The organism is Lysinibacillus cavernae, assembly GCF_009724685.1.
GTDB lineage: Bacteria > Bacillota > Bacilli > Bacillales_A > Planococcaceae > Lysinibacillus > Lysinibacillus cavernae.
The window spans coordinates 32,417-57,099 of record NZ_WMEF01000010.1 but is presented as its reverse complement, the minus strand read 5'-3'; the positions used below and the strand labels follow the sequence as shown (position 1 = coordinate 57,099).

Sequence of the window (24,683 nt, the reverse complement as noted above, 5' to 3'; positions counted from 1 at the left end):
AAGACAGGTGGTTGAGATGACAATAAATACAGTAGTAACAAAGAAACCTCAGCAATCCATTTCTAGAAATAAGCTATTAGGTGTTGCAGGGGTTGGTTGGCTCTTCGATGCAATGGATGTTGGCATATTATCGTTTGTCATTGCAGCATTGGCAGCTGAATGGGGACTATCACCAAGTCAATCTGGCTGGATTGGTAGTACTAACTCAATTGGGATGGCTGTAGGAGCACTCGTATTTGGGGTTTTTGCCGATAAAGTAGGGCGAAAGCAAATTTTTATGTGGACACTTGTTCTATTTTCCGTTGCAAGTGGTTTATCCGCATTTACAACTACATTAACTGCATTTTTAATTTTACGTTTTTTTGTAGGAATGGGGCTAGGCGGTGAGTTACCTGTTGCTTCAACATTAGTGTCTGAAAGTGTGGAAGCAAAAGAAAGGGGACGCGTAGTAGTTTTACTAGAAAGTTTTTGGGCAGCAGGATGGTTAATTGCTGCACTAATTTCGTACTTTGTTATTCCTACGTGGGGATGGCGAGTAGCACTTATATTAACAGCACTTCCAGCGTTTTATGCTATTTATCTTCGTTGGCATCTGCCAGATTCACCACAATTTACTGTGAAGGAAGAATCAAAAAAACGAAGCATTAGTCAAAATATGAAAGACGTTTGGTCGAAGAAATATGCCCGGTCCACATTTATGCTGTGGCTATTATGGTTTACAGTTGTATTCTCGTATTATGGTATGTTTTTATGGCTTCCAAGTGTAATGGTTGGTAAGGGCTTTGATATGATTACAAGCTTTAAGTATGTTCTAATCATGACGCTAGCTCAACTACCAGGTTATTTTACAGCAGCCTGGTTTATAGAAAAATTTGGACGTAAATTTGTTCTTGTTTCCTATCTAATTGGTACTGCTATTAGTGCCTTCATTTTTGGTAATGCAGATACACTTGTTGTACTGCTAACGTCAGGTATGTTTTTATCCTTCTTTAATTTAGGGGCATGGGGAGCATTATATGCTTATACACCTGAGCAGTATCCTTCCATTATCCGAGGGACAGGTGCGGGCATGGCGGCAGCTGTAGGTCGGATCGGTGGTATTTTTGGTCCGTTGCTAGTTGGTTTTTTATTAACGGCGGGCTATGACATAGGCTATATCTTTGCCATTTTCTGTGGAGCAATTATTATTGGCGTTGTAGGTGTCATTTTCCTTGGGAAGGAAACGAAGCAAATTGAATTAGAGTAATAATAAAATAAGATGTCCTGGATTAGTGTAATAAATCCAGGACATTTTTGTATTTATTAGCTAGTAAATTACATAAAAATAAGTTTTTATTAATTTTTATTCAAATTATTTAGTTAATTTGATAAAATTACGAATCAACACTTAAAGTAAATTAAATTGGTATATTAGCAGGTTAATGCGATAAAGATTTTTCAGAAAAGTCATTGTATTCAAATTGTAATCGTGATACTGTATTTTTAATCGAATTTTGAGTCAGTAGGAAACAATCTCCCATTCGTGATAAGGTCATTGAAAGAAAGGTTGTTAGGAATGAGTATTCATGAGGATATAAAGAAAAGGTTTGTGAGGCTGTCAAAGGGGCAGCGTAAAGTAGCACAATTTGTTATGGATAATCCCACTACAGTTATTGCTAATGGTGCAGCAGAGGTTGGCAGACTGGCTAATGTAAGTGAATCAACAGTGATTCGTTTTTGTTATGCCATGGATTTATCGGGGTATGTAGAACTTCAAGAGGAAATTAGAGGCTATATTTTGTCTCAAAATGTAGGAGATAAGGTACAGCCCACATACACCGCTAAAAAGCTGACTAATTCTAGCTTTGGCAAGGTAATGCAACAGGATTGCCATAATATTCAAGAAACAGTTCAATTAATTAACGATCAACAAATTCAAAAAAGTTCAAAATGGATGCATGATGCAGACAACATCTATATTCTAGGTAATCGTCAGGATGCGTCTGTTGCAGGTTGGCTTTCCTACACTTTAAAAACATTGCGTTCTAATATTAAGCATCTTCGCTTAGATTCGGATGATATTGTGAATCAAATGAATAGCATGGGCGAACATACGACTTTAATTGTGTTTTCCTTTGATAAACAGATGAAGGATATTAAGACGATTGTTGAAATTGCAAAAGTGAAGAAAGTGAAAATTATTGGGATTACAGGTTCCGCATTTTCCCCAATTCGAGAATATTCTAGTGCATTATTTGCTCTTGGAACAAAAAATCATTCTCAACTAGATATTGCACCAGTCTTGTTTTCCTTCTTGCATGCATTGATCGAGGAGATGGTAAGTCAAGACAGGAAGCAGTATGAAAAATATCAGCAATCCTACGAGCAAGTAGAAAGCAATGTATTATTTTTAGATGCTGCTAGAGAGAAGCTGGTTTTTTAATGTAGACTGCGCATAGACGATGTGTAACAACACACAAGTCTATGCGTATTTTTTTGTTATTTAATATAAAAAGATGTCCAAATATTATTTAGACATCTAGGTGAATTATAGAATTTTACTCAAGCTATATTCATTAACATAAGTATCATTTAATTTAATAGCATTTTGTCGAATGCCTTCTTGTTGAAAGCCTAGTTTTGTAAAGAAATGTAAAGCAACATTGTTATGCTCCATAACAGATAATTCTAAACGAGAAATGTCACGTTGTTTAGACCAACTTTCAACAGCCTTCATCAGTGCAGAGCCGATGCCCTTTTGTTGATGTTCGTCCTTAACGGCTAAGCGAACAGAGGCAACATGTCTAGCTTTCGATTGCTTATAACCATGAACAACGGCATAGCCTGCAAATATTCCATTTAATACACAAAGTAATATTGTACGGTTTTTTAGTTGTTTCCAATAGGTTAAATTTTTACGAAGTTGTTGGACAGTTAGATCAAGTTCATTTTGAACATTATACATGAAGTCAGTTTGTTGAAAAATCTCTTCCTGTAAATGAATGAATGATCTAGCATCAGATGCTTCAATCCCTCGAATTATGTATGCAGATGGGTTTTCCTCATTATTAGAAGTACTGCTTTCTGTAGACTTCATTTGCGTGTGTGAGAAAGTTACGCTCGTACCAAGTTTAACATCAATGACATAATAACCTGCATTTGTCCATGACAAATAATGTGAGAGAGGGGGTTTAGTTTTTTTCCACCAGCTCTTATTTAAGTAAGCGGCGTTCGGTAATGCTTGTCCCATAATGTTTTCTAACTCACTAAAGGATAAAGTGATTTCTTGTTGTAAAGCTACTTCAAAATAGTTTGCTAAAGGAATGTACTTTTTTTCCATCTTCTTCGTCATCGTAATCCCCATTTCCTGAATATCCAAAAATATAGACTATCTGATAATAGCATAAAATTATGATGACTTAAATACGAAAATCCAACTAAATATCTATATAATCTAAATTATTTTAGAAAAAGATGCATTGTTACTATTAAATGTTAAAATAAGGTTGGTAAATATAGAGAATAATGCAGAGTCGTTTAATTGTTATAAAAGTGTACATAGCAATTCAGGGTAGCTATAATGTATATATTTTATTTGAAAAGTATGTATTTGAAGGAATGTAATTATTTTTGTATATTAAACTTCAATATTTTAATTTTAAATTAGAGCTTTTTCAGTAAACTCTAAATAAGCTGGGCGCATTGTTTTTGCGACCAGCGGCAATTACACAGAGGCGTCATTGATCCAAAGTTTCACTTTTTCACTTGTAAGGCCATAAGGTATGATAAAATAAAATACAAATGTAAGTGCCATTTTAGGAGGAATTAATTCAATGAGTAAAGTATTAGTTTTTGGACATAAAAACCCAGATACAGACACAATCACGTCTGCTATTGTATATGCCTATTTAAAACAACAAATTGGTGAAGAAGCTGAGGCTGTGCGTCTTGGAGATGTTAATAATGAAACGCAATTTGCATTAGATAAATTTGGTTTTGAAGCGCCTCGACTAATCTCAACTGTAGTAGGGGAAGCGGACAAGGTAATACTTGTTGACCACAATGAATTCCAGCAATCCGCTGATGGTATTAAGGAAGTACAAATTACAGAGGTAATCGACCACCACCGTATTGCAAATTTCCAAACAGCTGATCCACTATACTATCGTGCTGAACCAGTGGGCTGTACAGCTACAATTCTAAACAAAATCTTCAAGGAAAATAGTGTAGAAATACCTGCAAATATTGCTGGTTTAATGTTATCAGCAATTGTTTCTGATACATTACTTTTCAAATCACCAACTTGTACAGAACAAGATGTAAAAGCTGGCGAAGAGCTAGCAAAAATTGCAGGTGTAGATGCTGCAGAATATGGATTAGCAATGCTAAAAGCAGGTGCAGACCTATCTGATAAATCACTAGAAGATCTATTATCGTTAGATGCGAAAGAGTTCCAATTTGGTGAGTATAAATCTGTTGTAGCGCAAGTTAATGCTGTAGATATTAACGATGTACTTAATCGTCAAGAGGAATTAGAAATCATATTAAATAAAAATGTTGCAGAAAACGGCTTAGATTTATTCTTCTTCGTAGTGACAGATATTCTAAATAATGATTCAACAGCTGTTGCTATTGGACAAGTAGCAGAAGCTGCGGCAAAAGGGTTTGGTGCTGAGCTTATCAACAACCGTGTTGTATTACCAGGCGTAGTTTCTCGAAAAAAACAAATTGTACCAATATTAACAGAAGCACTAAAATAATTTGAAAGAGGCTGGGACAGAACTCGACTATTTTGAAAAATAGCGAAAACAGATAATAACTTTTTTGCTTCAATGAATAGAGTGTTCCTTCCTAAATCAAAAAAGTGTTAGACCGAAATACAATCGGTCTAACATTTTTTCTTTTTGTCCCAGCCTCTTTTTTAATCGAGCTTTAAAGGTTGAACTGCAGGGCCTTCAAGAACCTCTCCCTTAGCATTAAAGCGGGAACCATGGCAAGGACAATCCCATGTTTCATCAGCGTCATTCCATTTCGTTTTACAGCCTAAATGGGTACAGGTTGGTGCAGTAGAATTTCTCATATAACCAGCTATATATTCCTTTGCGACAAAACCACCTACTTTGAGCATTTGCATGAATTGGGCACCGAATTTTGTACGTGATGGTGAGTAAAGTGCAATAGCGCCATCTTCACTCCTTGCTCCAGTAATAAGAGAGGATAAAATGTCACCTGCAACAAAGGAATTGGAGATTCCCCATTTACGGTAGCCAGTGGCAATAAGTACGTTTGGTAAAGAGTTTGTAATTCTCCCTACGTAAGGAACGATGTCAGGTGTTTCAATATCCTGTGCAGACCATCGATAAAGTGGCTGCTGTTCAAAGTGTTCCTTCATTTCATTGGATATCGCTTCATAATATGGCTCAGTATTAACTGTTTCCCCCGCAATGTGATTCGCTCCGCCCAATACTAAATAATTTTCGTTGTTAATTGTAGCAGTACGAATCGAACGAGAAGGAAAGTCAACTGATAAATATTGACCTTGCATCGTCTCCGTAATTTTACTAGCTACCATATAAGAGCGGCTATTGGACAGTTTAAAAAGCTTTAATCCTTTAAACGCCTCAATTGGATAATGCGAGCACAAAATTAGCTTATTGTATTGAACCGACATGTTTTTTTCGGTATGTAAGTTATTTTGTGGTATGTTTAATTGCTGAACACGAGTATTGGCATAAAGTCTTGCACCCATCGCTTGTGCCTCTTTGGCAAGGAAATTACTAACCTCTACAGGATTTATTTGAGCTTGTTGAGACATACATAATGCTTTTGTGATAGGAAATGGTAACTCAGTGTCAGAAGTGATTTTTGATTTAATATTTAAAACCTTATAAGCATTCCATTCTTTCAATAATTGTGCATAGCCCTCTTTAGTCTGACAGTATAGTAGTGAATCTACTTGCCGTACACTGTTTTGAGGAAGTAATTGTCTAGCTTTATCAATGGCTTGCTGATTGAGTTGATAATAAAGCTGTGCTTCGTCAACGGATAATTTTTCTAAAAGATTAGCATATACAATACTATGTTGAGCTGTTAGTTTTCCTGTTGAGTGCCCAGTCGTACCGTGACCAAAATGGGTATTCGCCTCAAGTAGAACTACATCAACACCTGCTTTAGCTAAAGTGTAGGCTGTATATAAACCAGTTAAGCCTCCACCGATAATGCACACATCGCAAGTTATTGAGGAAGTAAGTGAAGATAGCGAGACTGACTCGTTTGTTGCGAGCCACAGAGATTGTGTCATATATAAACCTCACATTGTTTTTATGTTCAGTATGTAGAAAGGCTTGAAAATTTATGCAATGAGGCATAAAAATTGCCCTATGATTTAATCTATCGCTACAATGTAGCAAAAGGAGTGTGTAAGTAATGAAAATTGAAATTTGGTCTGATTATGTATGTCCATTTTGTTATATTGGTAAAAAACAATTAGAGAAAGCTATTGAAGATACTGGCTTTAGTGGTCAGGTGGAGCTTGTCTATAAAAGCTATCAACTAGATCCAACTACGCCGGTAGATTCTAATGTTAGTGTGTATGAATCATTAGCAAAGAAATATGGTATGTCTTTAGAGAAAGCTAAGGAAATGACATTGGGCGTAACGGCGCGTGCAAAAGAAGTAGGCTTAAACTACGATTTTAGCAATTTAATGGAAGAGAACACATTAAAAGCACATCGACTTGTAAAATGGGCTGAACAACAGGGAGATGTTACAGCACTTGTGGAAGCACTTTTACACAGTCATTTTATTGAAGGAAAACGTATTGGACAAGAAGAGGTACTATTGGAGATAGCACAACAAGTAGGGCTACAACGTGAGGAAGTTGCAAAGATTCTTGCAGATGATGATTATAAAAACGATGTGGAAACGGACATTCAAGAAGGACTACAGCTTGGAGTTCGAGGGGTACCGTTTTTTGTCTTGAACCGCAAATACGGTATTTCAGGTGCACAGCCACAAGAGGTATTTGAAGAAACACTACGTAAAGTAGCTGAGGAAGAGGGTTTACATCCGAAGTTAGAGATGGTTGGCTCGGAGAACGCTGGTGTTTGTACAGACGATAACTGTAAATTTTAGCAATTACATTACGCCACTACTAAGGGGCTTGAAGCTATGAGCCCCTATCTTTTAGATAGGTGAAAGAATATTACCATAATAGTTCAGTCAAAAGTCTGAGAAAAGTAGCGTTGACATTTAAGGTGAAATTTTTTAAGATAAACACATATCTCGAATTCGAGATATTAGAATATGAAGTTTAAGGGAGAATTTATAAAATGAACGTTTTAGTAGTAAAAGCTAACAACCGTCCAGACGGTATTTCAACAAAAATGTATGACACATTCATGGAGAATGTACAAGGTGTAAACGTTACAACTTTTGACGTTTTTGCCGAAGATATGCCTTATTTCGGACAAGACCTTTTCAACGCATTTGGTAAAGTACAAAATGGTGGCGAGTTAACAGACATTGAGTCACGTATTTTAGCTGCTAAACAAAAGACAATGGACGCTTTAACTGCAGCTGATTTAGTAGTATTTGCATTCCCACTTTGGAACTTAACAATTCCAGCACCATTACAAACATTTATTGACTATGTATACCAAGCGGGGTTCACATTCAAATACGGTGAAAATGGTCAATTAATTAGCTTAATGACTGATAAAAAAGCGATTATTTTAAATGCTCGCGGTGGCTACTATTCATCACCAGAAGCACAGCCAATGGAAATGTCAGTAAACTACATTAAAAACGTAGTAGGTGGCGTATTCGGTATTGAAATTATCGAAGAAGTAATTATTGAAGGTCACAATGCATCACCTGATAAAGCTCAAGAAATTATTGCAAATGGCCTAGTAGAAGTTAAAAACGTGGCTCAATCATTACAAACTGTAAATGCATAAAAATTATTTTTTACTAAAAGTCCTCTCAAATTTGGGAGGGCTTTTTTATTTTGTGAATAGATGTATGTTGTGATATGGAGGTCGGACATATTGATATTAATTAATTATTTTGAATTTACATATACTAACATCTTGTTTAGAGTTAGAAATTAAAATGGTATTAATCTATGATTTCTAAGGAAAGTAATTACCCATTCTTTTAAAAATACATATAATCAGGACTATTTGTTCAGTAAAAAACAGAATTAGTTTAATATAATAGGATTTGTAGGAAAATAATAGATTATTAAGGAGGTTGTTGTATGAATAAGAAATTAATAACTAATTTCTTAGCGATGTTACTAGTTCTATTCGCGTTTATACCATTCTCTGCTAATGCTGCTTCCAATGATGTGACACGCGCAGATTATGTAAAAGAATTAGTAAAAAGCTTAGAAGTAGAGGTGGGTGACGGTTCTTCCCTTTCATTTACCGATGTCTCTAAGGATTTAGCACCTTATGTAGAAAAGGCCGTACAATTAAATCTTATTAAAGGGAAAACAGCCACTACATTTGGTCCAAACGATAAACTAACACGTCAACAAGCATTTGTTATATCTGCTCGTGGGCTAGTTAGTGAAAACGCTTCCCTTTCTGCTTTAGATCAATTTAAAGACGCAGATCAAATTGCTGAGGCTTATAAACAAGATTTAGCAAACGCTGTTGCAGCAAATATTCTGCAAGCATTTGAGGATAACACAATTCGCCCTCGTGATTATGTGACGAAAGAACAAATGGAAAGTATTGTTGAGCGTTTTGTGTCAGAATACAAAGAACCTTCAAGTGGAGTATCAGTAGATCTTCAAATTTTGGGGACAACGGATATCCATACAAATTTAGCAAATTACAATTACTATTTAGATGCGCAATCCTCTGAGGTTGGTTTAGCTAATACAGCTACATTAATTGAACAGGCACGTGCTAAAAATCCAAATACATTACTATTTGATAATGGGGATTTAATTCAAGGTACCCCACTTGGCTCTTATAAAGCATTAGAAAATGTATTAAAGCCAGGTGAGGTTCATCCAGCTATTGCAGCACTTAATGCACTAAAATATGATGGTGGAACTTTAGGAAACCATGAATTTAACTATGGTCTTGAATTTTTAGATGAAGTGTTAAACGATGCAAAATATCCAGTCGTAAATGCTAATACGTACGATGCAAAAACAAAAGAGCGTATGTACAAACCGTATGTCATTCTTGATAAAGAAGTGGTAGACAATACAGGAAAGAAACATACACTTAAAGTTGGTGTAACGGGAATCGTCCCAACGAAGATTGTTGAATGGGATGCCATTCATTTAGCAGGTAAAGTTGAAATGCAAGAGCCAGTCGAAGCAGTAAAAGAGGTAGTACCAGAAATGCAGAAGGCAGGGGCAGACGTAATAGTTGTCCTTTCACATTCAGGGATTGGTGAAGATACTTATGTGAAGGGTGCTGAAAACGTTGGCTATCAATTGGCAGAAATTGAAGGTATCGACGCATTAATTACAGGACACTCGCATTTAACATTCCCTGGTGACTATAAGGATTTAAAGGATGTAGATCAAGATAAGGGGACAATTCATGGTGTTCCTACTGTTATGGCAGGTAGCTATGGTAGCCACCTTGGTGTAATTGATCTAAAACTAGAACAGCAAGGATCAGAGTGGGCTGTGGTAGATGGAAAAGGTTCATTACAATCTATCAAGCAAGAAAGCTTACAACCATCTAAAACAGTGTTAGAGGCTATTAAAGAAGCACACGAAGGTACTTTAACTTATATTCGTCAACCTGTTGGTGAAACAACTGCACCAATTCATAGCTATTTCTCAATGGTTCAAGATGACCCTTCTATTCAAATCGTAACGCAAGCACAAAAATGGTTTATTGAGCAAGAACTGAAGGGTACTGCTGATGAAAAGACACCTCTTCTTTCTGCTGGGGCACCTTTCAAAGCAGGTTCTCGAAATAACCCACTTGATTATACAAACATTCCTGTGGGGCCACTAGCAATTAAAAATATGGCAGACATCTATCATTATGACAATACTGTAGCAACAATTAAAGTGAATGGTGCTCAAGCAATTGAATGGTTAGAGATGGCTGCAGGTATTTTTGCAACGATTGATTCTAATAAAAAAGAAGAACAAAATATTATTGATCCGGAAGCACGTTCTTACAATTTTGACGTGTTAGATGGCTTAACGTATCAAATTGATGTAACATCACCAGCAAAATATGACCGTCGTGGTAATCTTGTTGATGAAAAGGCAAACCGTATTAAAAATGTTCAGTTTAATGGTAAACCAATTGATTTAAAACAAGAATTCATCATCATTACAAACAATTACCGTGTTGGTGGATCATATGGGGCTACATTCAAAAATACTGACGGCTCTAATGTAACAAACTATGCTTATGAAAATCGTCAGGCTGTTGTTGATTATATTACGGCTAATAAAAAAATTAACCCTGCTGCTGATAATAACTGGTCATTTGTGCAGTTCCCAGCAAATACAAAGGTTATTTACCTTTCTGCAAAAGATGCACAAAAATTTATTCCTGCAGGTAGTGGTATCGAATTTTTAGAAGATACAGAAGCTGGATTTGCTAAATATTTAATTAAATAAAGATAAATTTTAAGGAGAGTACGATTTATTCGTTACTCTCCTTTTTATGTCGGTTTAATGATACCGTGCGCCTTGATAGGTTACTAGTTGACCATAGTCAAGGCCATTCATTTTTAGTTCATGACGCTCTCCACTTGTTCGAAGTATATGCACCTTGCCAAGAATCTACACACTTAAAGAGGGTTTAATTCGAGACCTATCACAATGTCTATTTCGTCACTAATTAATACTCCGCCAGTTTCTAAAAGTGTATTATAGACTAAATTAAAATCTCGACGATCAATTTGTGCCTTTGCCTGGAATCCAAATACTTCTTGTGCCCATGGATTGACACCGTTCCCTGTATATACTGTTTTAAATACGATAGGCCTTGTTATGTTTTTGATGGTTAAATCCCCATGAATTGCAAAATTTTGATCATCTAGATGATCAATAGATGTAGAGGTAAATACTATTTTTGGATAGATATCTGCATCAAAAAAATCTGGAGACACGAGGTGTACATCACGATCATGATTTTTGGTGGAGACACTAGCCACTGCAATGGTAAAAGAAATGTGTGTATCTTTCATTTGTTCAATATTGGCCGCAACTATTTCAGCGTTGTACGATTCAAATGTACCATGGATTCGGGAAATCATCATATGTCGTACAGAGAAGCCAATGATTGAATGACTGAAATCAATAGTGTATTTATTCATTTGAAAACCCCCTAAATCAGCATTCTACAACGAATGATAAAGTAAATAAATACCATATTCAATGAGTGTTTCTTAAATATAAAAGTGGAATCTGTGAACATTTAACAAAACGTATATAAATACAGGTAGTCATATAATTGGGAACAAGTGCATTTTATTAAGAGGAGTGTGGTATCGCTTAACATAACAAATCTTGCTGCGCTCATATCAAATGTTTCGCCTATAATATGAAAAAAGTGAAATTATAAGTTACTTTTAGTAATTAGGTATAAAAAAGTTAATTAATTATTTTACGTAAATAAGTTACTTCAAATTTACATTTACTACAATAGTCGTTACAATAGTTACATAGAGGTGAAAAATTATGAATGAGACAACTTTGTGTCCTCGTTTAGCAAAAGCAATGGATTTAATAGGGAAACGATGGACGGGGTTAATATTATATCAATTACTAGATGGGCCACAGCGTTTTAATGAAATTGAATCTGCATTACCTGTCAGTGGGCGTTTATTATCAGAACGTTTAAAGGAGCTTGAAAAAGAGGGGCTTGTTGAACGAAAAGTATATTCTGAAGTTCCAGTACGTGTTGAATATTCATTAACAGATAAAGGTCGAGCACTAGAAGGTGCTATCCGTAATATTGAAACGTGGGCAAGTAGTTGGCTCTAAAGTGAACTGATTGTTTCAACACTCAACTAAATATTGTACCAAAAACGACACTTGGAATGACTGTCAATTTTCTTTATAATATTCATCATCTCTGCACAGGTCTGACCTGTCTTATAATGTGAGATAAAAATACCCTTCATTTTACTTGTCAAATTGGGGTTCTAAATCCATACTGGTGTAGAGTAAGAAGGACGTTAGAAAGGAATTAGCTCTCATGACAAAAGAACAATGGGCGATGGATTTAGCAAAGAGCATTAATCCTGCCAATATAAAATTAGATGAATCATTACAGCAGTACACGATGACAAAATTAGGTGGCAAAGCAGATGTTTTTGTTCTCCCTGAAACGGAAGAAGAGGCAGCATCCGTTATTCGCTATGCATATATAAATAATATTCCTTTATTAATGTTAGGTAACGGCTCTAATATGGTTGTACGCGATGGCGGTCATAGAGGAATCGTTGTCACATTTTCACGCTTAGATGAGATTCGTATTAATAATGAGTATGTTTACGCACAAAGTGGTGCGCTTATCAAGGATGTCTCGAAGCTATCGGCGAAAGCGTCTTTAACAGGTTTTGAATTTGCATGCGGTATTCCTGGGTCAATTGGCGGAGCAATGGCTATGAACGCAGGTGCTTACGGTGGCGAGATTAAAGATATTATTGTTTCATCTAAGGTGTTAACGAGAGAAGGAGACATTTTACTATTATCGAAAGAAGAGCTTGAACTTGGTTACCGTCAAAGCATAATTGCCAAAAAAGGTTATTATGTATTGTCTTCTGAATTTCAATTAGCGGTAGGAGTGCAAGAAGAAATTGATGCAAAGATTGTTGATTTAACATTTCAACGTGAATCAAAGCAACCTTTAGAATATCCATCCGCTGGGAGTGTTTTCAAACGACCACCAGGTCATTTTGCAGGGAAACTTATACAAGATAGTGGTTTACAAGGCAAAGGTGTAGGTGGTGCAGAAGTCTCTACCAAGCATGCAGGTTTTATTGTCAATAAAGGGAATGCTACTGCTTCTGACTATATTGAGACAATCCAAATGGTACAACGTATTGTAAAAGATAAATTTGGCATTGAATTAGAAACTGAAGTTAAAATTGTTGGTGACGATCTATAATAGGAAGCCCTTCGCTTAAGTCGAAGGGCGTTTTTTTTAGGAGTGAGGAATGAGATGAAATTTATATCATGGAATGTTAATGGCATACGAGCATGCTTAGGTAAAGGTTTTTTAGAGTTCTTTAATCAGGTGGAAGCTGATTTTTTCTGTATCCAAGAAACAAAATGTCAAGCTGGACAAGTAGAGCTTCCACTTGAAGGATATGAGCAATATTGGAATTATGCACAGAAAAAAGGTTATTCAGGAACTGCAATTTTCACAAAGCATACACCATTATCTGTTAAGTATGGAGTTGGAGATGAAGATTATCAGGATGAAGGCAGAATCATTACATTAGAATATCAAGATTTCTATTTAGTGAATGTTTATACGCCAAATTCACAGCGTGATTTAGCAAGACTACCACTACGATTAGAATGGGAGGATCGTTTGGCAAGTTATTTACGAGAACTGAACAGTAAGAAGCCTGTTGTCTATTGTGGTGACTTGAATGTTGCACACACTGAAATTGATTTAAAAAATGCAAAGTCTAATTTAGGGAATTCTGGATTTACATATGAGGAGCGTGAGAAATTTTCAGAGCTATTGGCAAGCGGTTTTGTAGATTCCTTCAGATATCAACATCCTGGTGAAACAGACCATTACACATGGTGGTCCTATATGAATAAAGTACGTGAGCGAAATATTGGTTGGCGTATTGATTACTTTATTGTGTCTGATCAATTGAAGAATCAAATTGATAGCGCAACAATTCACCCACACGTCATGGGCAGCGACCATTGTCCGATTGAATTACAATTACATGTCTAGTACTAAAAATCGTATTTTCCAGTTAGAAATACGATTTTTTATTTTGATTCAGCAAATGTCTTAAAGGTGTCTAATCAAAAATAGGATCGTTCTGCAAAGCAAAGGGGCTTCGCTCAAAATGGGAGAACCCGATCAAATAGAATCTCATTTTCTATATGAAATACGATTACTCAACGTGTGCTCAGTAGCCTTCATATTTCATATTGTTTATACTATGCTAGTAGCGAATAGATTCAAAATTTTGTATATACAGATAATTTTTTTACATAAAATACAGAAATTCGCTAAAAAAATTGCTCTTAAAAACAGATTTTAAGAGTTTGGGAAGGTAGTACAAGAATATAGTGCAAAGAGGGGGTTATTAAGTGGGAAAGAGAAAGTTTAAATGGAAAAAGTGGCTCAGTGTCATTGCTGGGGTACTGATTGCTTTAGCTATCGTAGCTTTTATTGGATTTACTTGGTTTATGAATAAATCAAAGCCAGTGATTGATGGTGAGTTAGCTGTCTCTATTCTGGATCAGGATGTGACGGTTACAAGGGATGATAAAGGGGTTCCTCATATCTTCGCAAAGACAGATGCCGATTTGTATCGTGCACAGGGTTATGTACAAGCACAAGATCGACTGTTTCAAATGGATTTAGCAAGAAGGCAGGCAAGTGGTCGACTATCTGAAATTATTGGGGAAGCCACGATTGACACGGACAAACACTTCCGAACATTTAGCTTACGAGATGCAGCTGAAAAATCATTAGCTGCCTATGATGAAGAAAGTAAGCAAGTGCTCCAATGGTATGCTGAAGGGGTAAATGCTTTTATTGAGCAGTCTAAGGAAAATAAAACATTGAGTTATGAATTTGCTTTGTTAGGCTATGAGCCAGAGGAGTGGACAGTTGTTGATTCTTTAACAATTGGTAAGTATATGGCTTATGATTTAGGAGGGAATTGGAATACATTAGCCTTCCGACATTGGGCTTTACAAAACTTTGAAGAAGAAAAAGCAAAAGAGTTATTTATCAAGTATCCTGAAAATGCTTCATCGATTATCGAGGCTAATATTAAAAATCCTGTAGCAATGGAAGGGCAATTCAATGCAGAGTTATTACCAAATGAATTTAATGGTAGTAATAACTGGGTTGTGTCTGGAGATAAAACAAAATCGGGAAGACCTATTTTAGCAGATGACCCGCATCTAGGGTTAAGTACACCTTCAATTTGGTATCAAATGCATCTGCAATCACCACAACAAAATGTCAGTGGTGTTATTTTTGCAGGGATTCCAGGAATAATTTTAGGCCATAACGATGAAATTGCCTGGGGTGTTACAAATGTGGGTCCTGATGTACAGGATTTATATATTGAAATACCTAATCCAGAGGATCCAACACAATTCCGTTACGATGGTAAGTGGGAGCAAGCAGAGGTACGTGATGAATCTATAAAGGTGAAGGATGGAGAAACGATAGATTTTGAAGTCTTTGTCACACGTCACGGCCCTATTATGACAGATTTAACATTCAAAGAAACTGAGCCAACAGCACATTTTTCGATGCAATGGACGGCATTACAATCTACAGCAGAACTAAGAGCAGTACTTGGATTTAATAAGGCGAAATCTTGGGATGACTTTGAAAAAGCACTTGAAGATTTTAAGGCACCAGCTCAAAACTTTGTCTTTGCATCAAAGGACGGTACGATTGCCTATAAAGCAAATGGACAAATACCTATTCGCAAGCAAGGGGACGGTCAACTACCGGTTCCGGGTGATTCTAGCGATTATGGTTGGGAAGGCTTTATTCCTTGGGATGAACTACCGACTGTAGTAAATCCAAAAGAAGGATTTATTGCAACGGCCAATAACCAAGTAATAGGTGAGGAATATCCTTATCATATAACGAACTTCTGGGCGCAACCATATCGGTTTGAGAGGATTAAAGAAGTACTAGAGGCAAATGATTCTATTACAGTAGAAGATATGATGGCTTTGCAAATGGATCAGCATAACCTTTATGCCAGAGAGTTCCTACCAAATCTATTAACATCAATAAAAGCAAAGGATCAGGATGGTCAGTATGAAGAGATTATTGCAATGCTAGAGGATTGGGATATGGTGGATGCGAAGGAATCGAGTGCACCCCTTGTCTTCCATACATTGATGATTAAAATACAGGAAGTATTATTTAAGGATGAAATGCCAGAAGATATTTATAATATCATGTATGGTAAATTTAATATTACAGACGAGCTTTTACGGACAGCATATACAGGGGAAAAAAGTATTTGGATTAATGAGCAGGGTGGCGTTGATGCAACCGTTTTCAAGGCACTTGAGCTCACAGTAGCACAATTAGAAAATCAATTCGGCAAAAATGCATCAAAATGGCAATGGGGTGATTTCCATCAGCTTACTTTTGATCATTCATTAGGTAGTGCCTCACCAATTCTTGCTTCATACTTTAACGCTAAAAAGATTCCTGTTGGCGGATCGAAGGTGACAGTGCAAGCAGCAGACAATGATTTAGCGGGTAATGTAAATCACGGTGCATCTTGGCGTTTTGTGGTGGATGTAGGTGATTTAAGCTCGGCTTATCATATTGTAGGTCCAGGTCAAAGTGGTCATGTAAAGTCAGAATGGTATCAAGATCAAGTACATGATTGGGCTAATGGTGATTACCACCAAACGTATGTAAACAAGGAAGAGATAGTAGGGAAAACATTACTATTAAAAGCAAAGTAATTAAAAGATTAGCGTACATATTAAGTGCGCTAATTTTTTTGCATAAAAGAGATATACATCATTAACATTCAAATATTCGTTTGAATATGATGGAATAATATGTTACATTGATTACAATCAAACGAATATTTGAATGAGGTGAGAAAATGCCAAAAGAAATATGTGAGGTGACACATGTACATGAAGAAGCGGTCACAAAGGTACAACAACAAATGCCAGATTTATCAGGGGTAGCAAAATTTTTAAAAGCATTATCGGATGAAACGAGGCTTAAAATTGCCTATGCCTTAACAGTAGAAGATGAATTATGTGTTTGTGATGTTGCTTCTGTTATCGGTTCATCAGTTGCCACAGCATCACATCATTTACGTTATTTAAAAGATAATAATTTAGCGAAATCACACCGTAAAGGGAAGCAGATGTATTATTCTTTAGCGGATGAGCATGTATACCAAATTGTAACAATTGCCTATGAACATGCGAAAGAGGGGATTGCTAATGGCAGCGACACCAACTAAACAAGAATACAGGCTACAAAATTTATCCTGCGCCAGCTGTGCCGCAAAGTTTGAGAAAAATGTAAAGGCTATACCTGAGGTACAGGATGCACAAGTAAACTTTGGTGCTTCTAAAATCACTGTAATTGGCGCTATTAGTGTAGATCAAATTGAAGAAGCAGGTGCCTTTGATGGAATTAAGGTTACCCAATCAGCAGCAAGAACATTTGAAAATGCAACACCATTTTACCGTAAAAAGGAAAATGTTCTAGCGGGAATATCTTTGTTCTTTGTCATTCTAGGCTATCTATTTGTGGGTATGCGTGGGGAATCGAATCCGTTACCGATAGCCATGTTCATCATAGCCATCTTAGTGGGCGGTATCGGTATTTTTAAAACGGGGTTCCGTAATTTAACTCGCTTTGAATTTGATATGAAGACACTTATGACCATCGCCATCATTGGAGCTGCTATTATTGGTGAATGGGAAGAAGCAGCCGTTGTAGTATTTTTATTTGCTGTAAGTGAGGCACTTGAAGCGTATTCAATGGAAAAGGCGCGTCAATCAATCCGTCAATTAATGGATATAGCTCCGCCAACAGCTATTATCAAAAGAGCCCATGGTGAACATTTCCATGAACTTGAGCTACCGACGGAGGAAATTGCAATAGGAGATATTTTAATTGTAAAACCTGGGCAAAAGATTGCCATGGATGGTATTGTCATTAGCGGATTGTCTGCGGTAAATCAGGCCGCCATTACAGGTGAGTCGATTCCAGTTAATAAAACAGTGAATGATGAAGTTTTTGCAGGTACGCTAAATGAAGAAGGCGCACTTGAAGTGCGTGTAACAAAGCGTGTAGAAGACACAACCATTGCCAAAATTATTCATCTTGTAGAAGAAGCACAGGCTGAAAAAGCTCCTTCTCAGCAATTTGTTGATCGCTTTGCTAAATATTACACACCAGCCATTATGATCATTGCTTTTTTAGTAGCTGTTATTCCACCTTTATTTGTAGGTGATTGGCAGCACTGGATTTACCAAGGTTTAGCTGTTTTAGTTGTAGGTTGTCCTTGTGCACTTGTTGTCTCAACACCAGTTGCTATTGTAACAGCCATTGGAAATGCTGCAAGGCACGGTGTACTAATTAAAGGCGGTGTACATTTAGAGCAATTAGGACATATTGAAGCTGTGGCCTTTGATAAAACAGGTACGTTAACAAAAGGGCAACCTGCAGTAACAGATATTGTGACAACTGACGAATGGTCAGAAGACTATGTGTTGCAACTAGTTGCAGCAGTAGAAAAACAGTCCCAACATCCTTTGGCTAAAGCTATTTTGAATAGATTGCACGATAAAAATTTATCAGAGCTAGTGCCGACAGATTTTCAATCAGTTACAGGCAAGGGTGCCTATGCTACAGTTGACAATCAAATTATTTATGTAGGTAGCATGAAATGGGTTGCCACATTAGCTACTGTAGATAAAAATTTAGAGAAACAGGTTAAGAAATTACAAGAACAGGGTAAAACAGTGATAGCAGCTGTTTCGAATAACCAACTTATTGGGCTAATTGGGATTGCTGATCAATTGCGTCATGAAAGTAAGGACGTATTGCATAAATTAAATGCCCTAAAAGTAAAACATATGGTGATGTTAACAGGTGATGCAGAGCCTACTGCACAAGCCATTGCTACTTCATTAAAGTTGACAGATGTGCGCGCTGGTTTATTACCAGAGGAAAAATTAATGGCGATTAAAGATTTACGTGCACAGTTTGGCGCTGTAGTAATGGTTGGAGATGGTGTAAACGATGCACCAGCACTAGCTACTGCTAATGTTGGAATTGCGATGGGTGGGGCAGGAACGGATGCAGCTCTTGAGACAGCCGATATTGCTTTAATGGGTGACGATTTAACAAAGCTGCCATACACAATTGGCTTAAGCAGAAAAACATTACGCATCATTAAAGAGAATATTATATTTGCCCTAGCTTTAAAATTAATTGCGTTGTTGCTTGTAATTCCAGGCTGGTTAACATTATGGATAGCAATTTTTGCGGATATGGGCGCTACGTTATTAGTTGTTTTTAATTCATTAAGACTAATAAGAGCAAAAAAGTAGTAAGTATGGTGTGTTTCGATAGCAATAAGTAGGAAATTAATCTTACTTTGACACTATGTATTTTATGCGAATAGATGCTACTAGTGATTCTTGAAAAAGACTTTTTTTAAGGCTATTATAGTTTCAGGAGTAATGTAACAATTAAATATAAATGAGGCGAAAGTTTGTATATGTCAGATCTTATTTTAGTAAATGTTACAGAAGAAATTGTGCGTGGTTTAGTAAGCTTTTTACTACGAGGACCAGAATATCAAACATTTTGTAAATGCGAAATCTGTGAATTTGACACTGTGGCGCTTACACTAAATGCATTGCCAAGTAAGTATGTTACATCTATGGAAGCTAGAGATGAGGCATTTAAAGAAATGAATACTCCTGAAAGTATTGAGCGCATCAACAAAGAGATTATTCATGTGTTACATGTGGTAAATAAGTATCCTCGACACAAAGTAGAGCCTACTTCTTAATAGAAGAGGCTCTTTTTAAGTTGTACAGGTAGTGTTTTACTGGCATATGTATTTTCAGTTAACTTTTAAGCCAAGCTTGTAGTAAACTAGAGAGTAAGAAAAGGAAAGAGAGGGAAAAGGATATGCCAACACCTAGTATGGAGGACCATATCGAACAAATATATTTATTAATCGCCAACAAAGGATATGCGCGAGTGTCTGACATTGCTGAAGCATTATCTGTTCTTCCTTCTTCTGTTACAAAGATGGTTCAAAAATTAGATAAAGATGGTTATTTAGTTTATGAAAAATACCGTGGACTGACATTGACGCCTAAAGGCGAAAAGCTTGGGAAGCGTCTTGTGCAGCGCCATGAATTGCTCGAGCAGTTTTTACGAATGATTGGTGTGGATGAAGAACGTATTTATGATGATGTTGAGGGAATTGAGCATCATTTAAGTTGGAATTCAATCGATCGTATTGCAGATCTTGTGCAAGTAATGGAAGAGAATCCAGACATCGTGAAAAAGTTAGAAGCATCTAAGACACAGCACAATCTTTAAAATGATGGTGTGAAGGAAGGAAAACAATATGAACGAATTAAAATCAGGTGAAGTCGTTACGTTAACGGTATTAGAGCAACAAACATCGAAATGGATTTTAACAAATGGAGTTGAAGAACTACCTTTAAATGCTTCAGAGGTAACAGAGCCACTAACAGTAGGTGACCGCCTTGAAGTATTTTTATTTGTAGATCGTCGTGGCGATCTAGCTGCTACAACTGCTATTCCTGCGTTTACACAAGGTGAATACGGCTGGGCACGTGTCTTAAAAGTGGTTGAACGTGAAGGGGCTTTTGTTGATATTGGTACATCACGTGAGGTCTTAGTGAAGGAAGAGGATTTACCAGCAGTAAAAGAATTGTGGCCAGAACCAGGTGATCATTTATTTATGACATTGCGCACGGACCGCAATGGTGATTTATTTGGACGTTTAGCAACGGAAGAAAAAATTTCTGAGCTATATGAAGGTGCATTTGAAGATATGCATAATAAAAACATCCAAGCAAGACCATATCGTTTGTTACCAGTTGGCTCATTTTTGCTAGGTGTAGAGATTCCTTACCGTATTTTTGTTCATGAATCAGAGCGCAATGCAGAGCCTCGATTAGGACAAGATGTTGTTGTTCGTATTATCGATGTTAAAGAAGATGGTTCGATGAATGGCTCTCTTTTACCACGAAAACATGAGCGACTTTCAAATGATGCTCAGCAAATATTGAATTATATACAAGATGTAGGTGGCAAAATGCCATTTAGTGATAAATCATCTCCTGAAGAGATTCAAGAAATGTTTAATATGAGTAAAGGGGCATTTAAACGTGCCTTAGGAACACTTATGAAAGCGGGTAAAGTGAAGCAACAAGATGGTTGGACTGAAGAAATTTAGTGGATGATTAGAATGATTTGCTAAAATAGCATTTACCAAAGGAAATTGACGAGAGACATCCTTGAAACCTTCTCGTCTTTTTTTCGTACTAATAATTGTATAATGACATACATTATACAGGCTAATAGAAGTTTTTAGCGAAAGGGGTCACACGATTTGAAAAAAACATGGATTAAAATACTAACAGCTACAATGTTGGTATTTGGAGTGATGGCACCAGCAACAGGATTTGCCTCTGACAATACGCCTCCAAAAGCAATAGATGAAAAATTAGGCGTACCTATCGTAGTGTATGGAGCAAATTTATCTGAAGCTGAAAAAGAGTCTGTAAAAAAATCATTAAAAGTAAGTGAAGAACCTGAAATCGAAGAAATTACGGTGTCAGGTGAGGATCTAATTAAATACATTAAAGATAGTAATTCAAGCTCCCGTATGTATTCTTCTGCAAAAATTACACGTAGAGATGCAGGAAAAGGTCTAGTTATAGAGATTGTAACGCCTTCTAATATTACTCAAGTTACTTCTGAAATGTACGCGAATGCGATGTTAACGGCAGGAATTCAAGATGCAACTGTCCAGGTAGCTGCACCGAAAGCTGTTACAGGGCACTCAGCGTTAGTAGGCATATATAAGGCATATGAGGTCACAACAGGTGAAACACTTGATATTGATCGTACAGATGTAGCAAACGAAGAATTATCGGTAGCAACAACCATTGCAGAATCTGCAGGAGTAGATGACGCAAAAGTTGCAGAGCTACTGACAGAAATTAAAAAGCAAATTGCGGAATTAAAACCAGCAACACGTGAAGACGTTGAAAAAATCGTACAAGAGCAATTAAACAAGCTTGAAATTAATTTAAGTGAAAAGGACCGTCAATTACTAGTAGATTTAATGGATAAAATCAGTAAGCTTGATATTGATTTTAGTAAATGGTCGGAACAATTAAATGATATTAGTAACACAATCCAAGAGAAATTCGGCTCACTTATGGAAGATAAAGGATTCTGGGAAAGTGTGAAAAGTTTCTTTGCTAATTTAAAAGATACTATTTCTTCATGGTTTAACTAAAGTCTATATGTAATAGAAAAGAATCTGTAGAACTTACTAGTGTAGGTAAACAGATTCTTTTTATGTACATAAATTTTGTGAAAATATAAAAAGCTATGATACTATGAATAAAAGGAGTGGTGAGAAATGGAATTCCAATTACAGCAACTAGCTGAAGATAAATTTGCATTTTTGAATGAGCAAGAAGGGGAAAGACTAGCAGAAATTACTTGGCAGCAAAATGGCTCGGTAATGGTAATGGATCACACATATGTATCAGATAAGCTCCGAGGTCAGGGTGTGGCCAAACAATTACTCGACCAAGCAGCATCGTATGCACGTGAAAAAGGCTATAAAATGGAAGCTGTGTGTTCCTACGTTGTTGCAGCATTTGAAAAATCAGATGCATATAATGATGTGAAACAATAAAAAATAAGGCAATCTGCTTTGGAGTAAAGCGGATTGCCTTTTTAATTGCTAGAGCAAATCATTTAAGCAGCTCCTTACAGTAGAATGACACTATAAATTAGACCTGTTAAGAAGCCAGCTCCAACTATTAATGAAGCCATATCTATCCAATCATAAGCTAAATCTAATTCCTTCATCATAACCACTCTCCTGTTTTTAGTATTAATTCATTAATTCCCTTTACTTGCCTTTTATAATCATAAATTGTTACAAAATTAGGATGAATGAAAAAACTTAAGGTTTTAGGGTGGCTTCTGATAGGAGAATGATTAAGATTGTCTTTAATAAAAACAAGACGTATTGTATTGAAATAGCAGAATTATTACTAGATAAAAGAGCAAGTATTAATCTTACATTAATATATATGCTAGAAATAATAAAAAAATAATGTTTATTCTTCTAAGAATAGGGAAAAACTTTAGTACAGAGCTAGTTTCTATATTTTTAGGAGGTAATAAATCATGGCAAAACGAAAAGGCACAGGTGTTGTCATCGCAGGTTTAGCGGGGTTAGCAGCATCTTATTTAAGTAAAAAAGAGAATCGTGATAAAGCGCTAACGATGTTTAATGGTATGAAAGCCAAATTAGAGTCGTATCTTTCAGCAGGTCCTAACATGGATGGCAAAATTACGGAGCGTGTAACGGCAGAGGTAGCAACAGAGGCCGGCACATCTCCAACTAAAATTGCTTCGAATGAAATGGTAGCTGAGGGTGGAGGACATACGGGTGTTCATTTCTATAATGAAGAAATTCAAGAAAAAGAAAAATAATAACAAAACCTTCTCATTTAAGCATGAGAAGGTCTTTTGCGTGGAATAAGAATAGCTCCAGCAAAGAGCAACAATACAATCCCAGTAAAGATAAAGCCGCTGATAATACCAAGTGACAGCCAGCCTAGTAAAGAAGAGCCTAAAACTACACCAAGAGAGAAAAATGCATAGAAATAGCCATATGCTTTCCCTCTTACTTCAGCAGTCGTAGAGTCAATTAGTAGTGAGTTCACTGATGGGAATAGGAAACCGAATCCGACTCCATAGCAAGCCATCGCTACATATAGTAAGGAGCTTGAATCTGCTTGGCTAATTAATAATTGACTTATTCCCATTAAACTAATACCAAAAGACAATGTTTTCAGTGGATTTACCTTATCAAAAATCCGATTTGTTGGTAATAGAAAAACAAGGACAGCAATAATACCAAATGTGCTCATTAAAGTGCCGCTTAAACGAGAGTCAAAGCCTAAAGATTGAACTTTAAGTGGAAGTAGATAAGCAATTACACCTTGAGAAAACATTAAGAAAAAGGCGCCTAAAAATGCCTTTACTGTTCCTGTGTTATTAAAAAATACACTGATCGGAATATACGTACTAGGCTCTGCTTTCTCACTTTTTTCTTGATTGGCTTTCAGTATAAAGAATGCAAGAATTCCTAGCAGAAGCATAAAGCTTGCAGTGATATTGAAAACAAATGGGACACTTGTTCGACTTGCTAATATACCACTAAACGCAGGACCAATAATCGCTGCAATACCAACAAATGCACCAGAAATAGCACTACCCTTACCTCTTTTTTCTTGCTCAGTAGCGTTTGCTAAAAATGTAAAGGCAGCAGGAACAATGAAACCTGCCACAAGTCCATGGACAAAACGTACGATTAAAAGAGCAATTGGCTCCTCAATTAAATTATAAAGTGTTAACGACAAACCTGTTGTTAAAAGACCAACTATTAGTATGATAAAAGGTCCTTTACGATCCGTTAAAAAGCCCGAAATGATATTACCAAATGTATTGGAAAGTGAATACATGCCCACTGCAAGGCCCGTTAGGAATGCTGATGCTCCTAAAGATTCAGCATATGTACTCATAACAGGAAGCTGGGTAAAAAGGTCGAAAAAAGAAAAGAAAATAATAACATAGATAAATTTCTTCATAGCTCCTCCGATGAAATAGAACATGATAGTAAGTTAGTTTCATATAGTTCTATTATAACATTTCCTAATCAATTACGTC

At 36.4% G+C, this 24,683-nt stretch carries 22 protein-coding genes; 18 read left to right on the top strand and 4 right to left on the bottom strand.

From position 1 onward, the window contains the following. Positions 1 to 16: 16 nt before the first annotated feature. Both GJU32_RS17645 and GJU32_RS17640 read left to right on the top strand, forming a co-directional pair. Positions 17 to 1,246, top strand: coding sequence for an MFS transporter (locus GJU32_RS17645; protein WP_155593237.1), 1,230 nt, complete (start codon positions 17 to 19; stop codon positions 1,244 to 1,246). A 309-nt stretch (positions 1,247 to 1,555) separates the two neighbouring features. Continuing rightward, the gene (locus GJU32_RS17640; protein WP_155593236.1) at positions 1,556 to 2,422 is read left to right on the top strand and encodes a MurR/RpiR family transcriptional regulator; all 867 of its coding nucleotides are present in this window, start codon (positions 1,556 to 1,558) and stop codon (positions 2,420 to 2,422) included. A 105-nt stretch (positions 2,423 to 2,527) separates the two neighbouring features. Here the strand turns inward: GJU32_RS17640 and GJU32_RS17635 are convergent, their stop codons facing one another. Beyond that, positions 2,528 to 3,331 (bottom strand): GNAT family N-acetyltransferase, encoded by an 804-nt coding sequence (locus GJU32_RS17635; RefSeq protein ID WP_230875083.1) that lies wholly within the window; start codon positions 3,329 to 3,331, stop codon positions 2,528 to 2,530. A gap of 481 nt (positions 3,332 to 3,812) precedes the next feature. Between GJU32_RS17635 and GJU32_RS17630 the strand changes: the two genes are divergently transcribed. After that, the gene (locus tag GJU32_RS17630) at positions 3,813 to 4,739 is read left to right on the top strand and encodes a manganese-dependent inorganic pyrophosphatase (RefSeq protein WP_155593234.1); all 927 of its coding nucleotides are present in this window, start codon (positions 3,813 to 3,815) and stop codon (positions 4,737 to 4,739) included. A 161-nt stretch (positions 4,740 to 4,900) separates the two neighbouring features. On the opposite strand, the gene GJU32_RS17625 is transcribed toward GJU32_RS17630, so the two are convergent. Next, positions 4,901 to 6,280, bottom strand: coding sequence for an FAD-dependent oxidoreductase (locus tag GJU32_RS17625; protein WP_155593233.1), 1,380 nt, complete (start codon positions 6,278 to 6,280; stop codon positions 4,901 to 4,903). 125 nt (positions 6,281 to 6,405) lie between these two features. On the opposite strand from GJU32_RS17625, the gene GJU32_RS17620 reads away from it, so the two are divergent. The 3 genes from GJU32_RS17620 (at position 6,406) to GJU32_RS17610 (ending at position 10,594) form a co-directional block, all read left to right on the top strand. Then, entirely contained in the window at positions 6,406 to 7,113 is a 708-nt protein-coding gene (locus tag GJU32_RS17620; RefSeq protein ID WP_155593232.1) for a DsbA family oxidoreductase, read from the top strand. A gap of 197 nt (positions 7,114 to 7,310) precedes the next feature. After that, on the top strand, positions 7,311 to 7,937 hold the full coding sequence (locus GJU32_RS17615; protein WP_155593231.1) for an FMN-dependent NADH-azoreductase: 627 nt from the start codon (positions 7,311 to 7,313) through the stop codon (positions 7,935 to 7,937). A gap of 302 nt (positions 7,938 to 8,239) precedes the next feature. Next, positions 8,240 to 10,594, top strand: a complete 2,355-nt coding sequence (locus tag GJU32_RS17610) for a bifunctional 2',3'-cyclic-nucleotide 2'-phosphodiesterase/3'-nucleotidase (RefSeq protein ID WP_155593230.1) — start codon at positions 8,240 to 8,242, stop codon at positions 10,592 to 10,594. 173 nt (positions 10,595 to 10,767) lie between these two features. Here GJU32_RS17610 and GJU32_RS17600 read toward each other — a convergent pair whose 3' ends face one another. Further along, positions 10,768 to 11,295 (bottom strand): YceI family protein, encoded by a 528-nt coding sequence (locus GJU32_RS17600; protein ID WP_155593229.1) that lies wholly within the window; start codon positions 11,293 to 11,295, stop codon positions 10,768 to 10,770. 364 nt (positions 11,296 to 11,659) lie between these two features. Between GJU32_RS17600 and GJU32_RS17595 the strand changes: the two genes are divergently transcribed. From GJU32_RS17595 to GJU32_RS17540, 12 genes are all read left to right on the top strand, one after another. Continuing rightward, a complete protein-coding gene (locus GJU32_RS17595; RefSeq protein ID WP_036119224.1) occupies positions 11,660 to 11,965 on the top strand; it encodes a winged helix-turn-helix transcriptional regulator in 306 nt (101 codons plus the stop codon). Positions 11,966 to 12,179: 214 nt separating this feature from the next. Beyond that, complete coding sequence (gene murB / locus GJU32_RS17590) at positions 12,180 to 13,094, top strand: UDP-N-acetylmuramate dehydrogenase (RefSeq protein ID WP_155593228.1); 915 nt, start codon at positions 12,180 to 12,182, stop codon at positions 13,092 to 13,094. Between the two features lie 54 nt (positions 13,095 to 13,148). Next, on the top strand, positions 13,149 to 13,904 hold the full coding sequence (locus GJU32_RS17585; protein WP_155593227.1) for an exodeoxyribonuclease III: 756 nt from the start codon (positions 13,149 to 13,151) through the stop codon (positions 13,902 to 13,904). A gap of 365 nt (positions 13,905 to 14,269) precedes the next feature. Then, positions 14,270 to 16,639, top strand: a complete 2,370-nt coding sequence (locus GJU32_RS17580; RefSeq protein ID WP_155593226.1) for a penicillin acylase family protein — start codon at positions 14,270 to 14,272, stop codon at positions 16,637 to 16,639. Between the two features lie 146 nt (positions 16,640 to 16,785). Next, positions 16,786 to 17,157 (top strand): ArsR/SmtB family transcription factor, encoded by a 372-nt coding sequence (locus tag GJU32_RS17575; protein WP_155593225.1) that lies wholly within the window; start codon positions 16,786 to 16,788, stop codon positions 17,155 to 17,157. Further along, positions 17,138 to 19,261: a heavy metal translocating P-type ATPase gene (locus GJU32_RS17570; RefSeq protein ID WP_155593224.1), complete on the top strand. Its 2,124-nt coding sequence runs from the start codon at positions 17,138 to 17,140 to the stop codon at positions 19,259 to 19,261. Before GJU32_RS17575 ends, GJU32_RS17570 begins: the two co-directional genes overlap by 20 nt. A 170-nt stretch (positions 19,262 to 19,431) precedes the next feature. Further along, positions 19,432 to 19,728, top strand: coding sequence for a late competence development ComFB family protein (locus GJU32_RS17565; protein WP_420798390.1), 297 nt, complete (start codon positions 19,432 to 19,434; stop codon positions 19,726 to 19,728). A gap of 122 nt (positions 19,729 to 19,850) precedes the next feature. Continuing rightward, on the top strand, positions 19,851 to 20,270 hold the full coding sequence (mntR, locus tag GJU32_RS17560; RefSeq protein ID WP_036119205.1) for a transcriptional regulator MntR: 420 nt from the start codon (positions 19,851 to 19,853) through the stop codon (positions 20,268 to 20,270). A 28-nt stretch (positions 20,271 to 20,298) separates the two neighbouring features. Further along, a complete protein-coding gene (locus GJU32_RS17555; RefSeq protein WP_155593222.1) occupies positions 20,299 to 21,156 on the top strand; it encodes a CvfB family protein in 858 nt (285 codons plus the stop codon). Positions 21,157 to 21,312: 156 nt separating this feature from the next. After that, positions 21,313 to 22,227, top strand: coding sequence for a DUF1002 domain-containing protein (locus GJU32_RS17550; RefSeq protein ID WP_155593221.1), 915 nt, complete (start codon positions 21,313 to 21,315; stop codon positions 22,225 to 22,227). Positions 22,228 to 22,353: 126 nt separating this feature from the next. After that, positions 22,354 to 22,635 (top strand): GNAT family N-acetyltransferase, encoded by a 282-nt coding sequence (locus tag GJU32_RS17545; RefSeq protein WP_155593220.1) that lies wholly within the window; start codon positions 22,354 to 22,356, stop codon positions 22,633 to 22,635. 500 nt (positions 22,636 to 23,135) lie between these two features. Next, on the top strand, positions 23,136 to 23,444 hold the full coding sequence (locus GJU32_RS17540; RefSeq protein WP_155593219.1) for a hypothetical protein: 309 nt from the start codon (positions 23,136 to 23,138) through the stop codon (positions 23,442 to 23,444). Positions 23,445 to 23,461: 17 nt separating this feature from the next. Here GJU32_RS17540 and GJU32_RS17535 read toward each other — a convergent pair whose 3' ends face one another. Beyond that, positions 23,462 to 24,604, bottom strand: a complete 1,143-nt coding sequence (locus tag GJU32_RS17535) for an MFS transporter (protein ID WP_155593218.1) — start codon at positions 24,602 to 24,604, stop codon at positions 23,462 to 23,464. Positions 24,605 to 24,683: the final 79 nt, after the last annotated feature.

Bases quoted from the DNA above. Each gene is read 5' to 3' on its own strand.
- GJU32_RS17535 (WP_155593218.1), bottom strand. From the start codon at position 24,604: ATGAAGAAATTTATCTATGTTATTATTTTCTTTTCTTTTTTCGACCTT.
- GJU32_RS17610 (WP_155593230.1), top strand. From the start codon at position 8,240: ATGAATAAGAAATTAATAACTAATTTCTTAGCGATGTTACTAGTTCTA.
- GJU32_RS17585 (WP_155593227.1), top strand. From the start codon at position 13,149: ATGAAATTTATATCATGGAATGTTAATGGCATACGAGCATGCTTAGGT.
- GJU32_RS17625 (WP_155593233.1), bottom strand. From the start codon at position 6,280: ATGACACAATCTCTGTGGCTCGCAACAAACGAGTCAGTCTCGCTATCT.
- GJU32_RS17615 (WP_155593231.1), top strand. From the start codon at position 7,311: ATGAACGTTTTAGTAGTAAAAGCTAACAACCGTCCAGACGGTATTTCA.
- murB (WP_155593228.1), top strand. From the start codon at position 12,180: ATGACAAAAGAACAATGGGCGATGGATTTAGCAAAGAGCATTAATCCT.
- GJU32_RS17630 (WP_155593234.1), top strand. From the start codon at position 3,813: ATGAGTAAAGTATTAGTTTTTGGACATAAAAACCCAGATACAGACACA.
- GJU32_RS17600 (WP_155593229.1), bottom strand. From the start codon at position 11,295: ATGAATAAATACACTATTGATTTCAGTCATTCAATCATTGGCTTCTCT.
- GJU32_RS17595 (WP_036119224.1), top strand. From the start codon at position 11,660: ATGAATGAGACAACTTTGTGTCCTCGTTTAGCAAAAGCAATGGATTTA.
- mntR (WP_036119205.1), top strand. From the start codon at position 19,851: ATGCCAACACCTAGTATGGAGGACCATATCGAACAAATATATTTATTA.
- GJU32_RS17545 (WP_155593220.1), top strand. From the start codon at position 22,354: ATGGAATTCCAATTACAGCAACTAGCTGAAGATAAATTTGCATTTTTG.
- GJU32_RS17575 (WP_155593225.1), top strand. From the start codon at position 16,786: ATGCCAAAAGAAATATGTGAGGTGACACATGTACATGAAGAAGCGGTC.
- GJU32_RS17540 (WP_155593219.1), top strand. From the start codon at position 23,136: ATGGCAAAACGAAAAGGCACAGGTGTTGTCATCGCAGGTTTAGCGGGG.
- GJU32_RS17620 (WP_155593232.1), top strand. From the start codon at position 6,406: ATGAAAATTGAAATTTGGTCTGATTATGTATGTCCATTTTGTTATATT.
- GJU32_RS17570 (WP_155593224.1), top strand. From the start codon at position 17,138: ATGGCAGCGACACCAACTAAACAAGAATACAGGCTACAAAATTTATCC.
- GJU32_RS17565 (WP_420798390.1), top strand. From the start codon at position 19,432: ATGTCAGATCTTATTTTAGTAAATGTTACAGAAGAAATTGTGCGTGGT.
- GJU32_RS17645 (WP_155593237.1), top strand. From the start codon at position 17: ATGACAATAAATACAGTAGTAACAAAGAAACCTCAGCAATCCATTTCT.
- GJU32_RS17635 (WP_230875083.1), bottom strand. From the start codon at position 3,331: ATGACGAAGAAGATGGAAAAAAAGTACATTCCTTTAGCAAACTATTTT.
- GJU32_RS17555 (WP_155593222.1), top strand. From the start codon at position 20,299: ATGAACGAATTAAAATCAGGTGAAGTCGTTACGTTAACGGTATTAGAG.
- GJU32_RS17640 (WP_155593236.1), top strand. From the start codon at position 1,556: ATGAGTATTCATGAGGATATAAAGAAAAGGTTTGTGAGGCTGTCAAAG.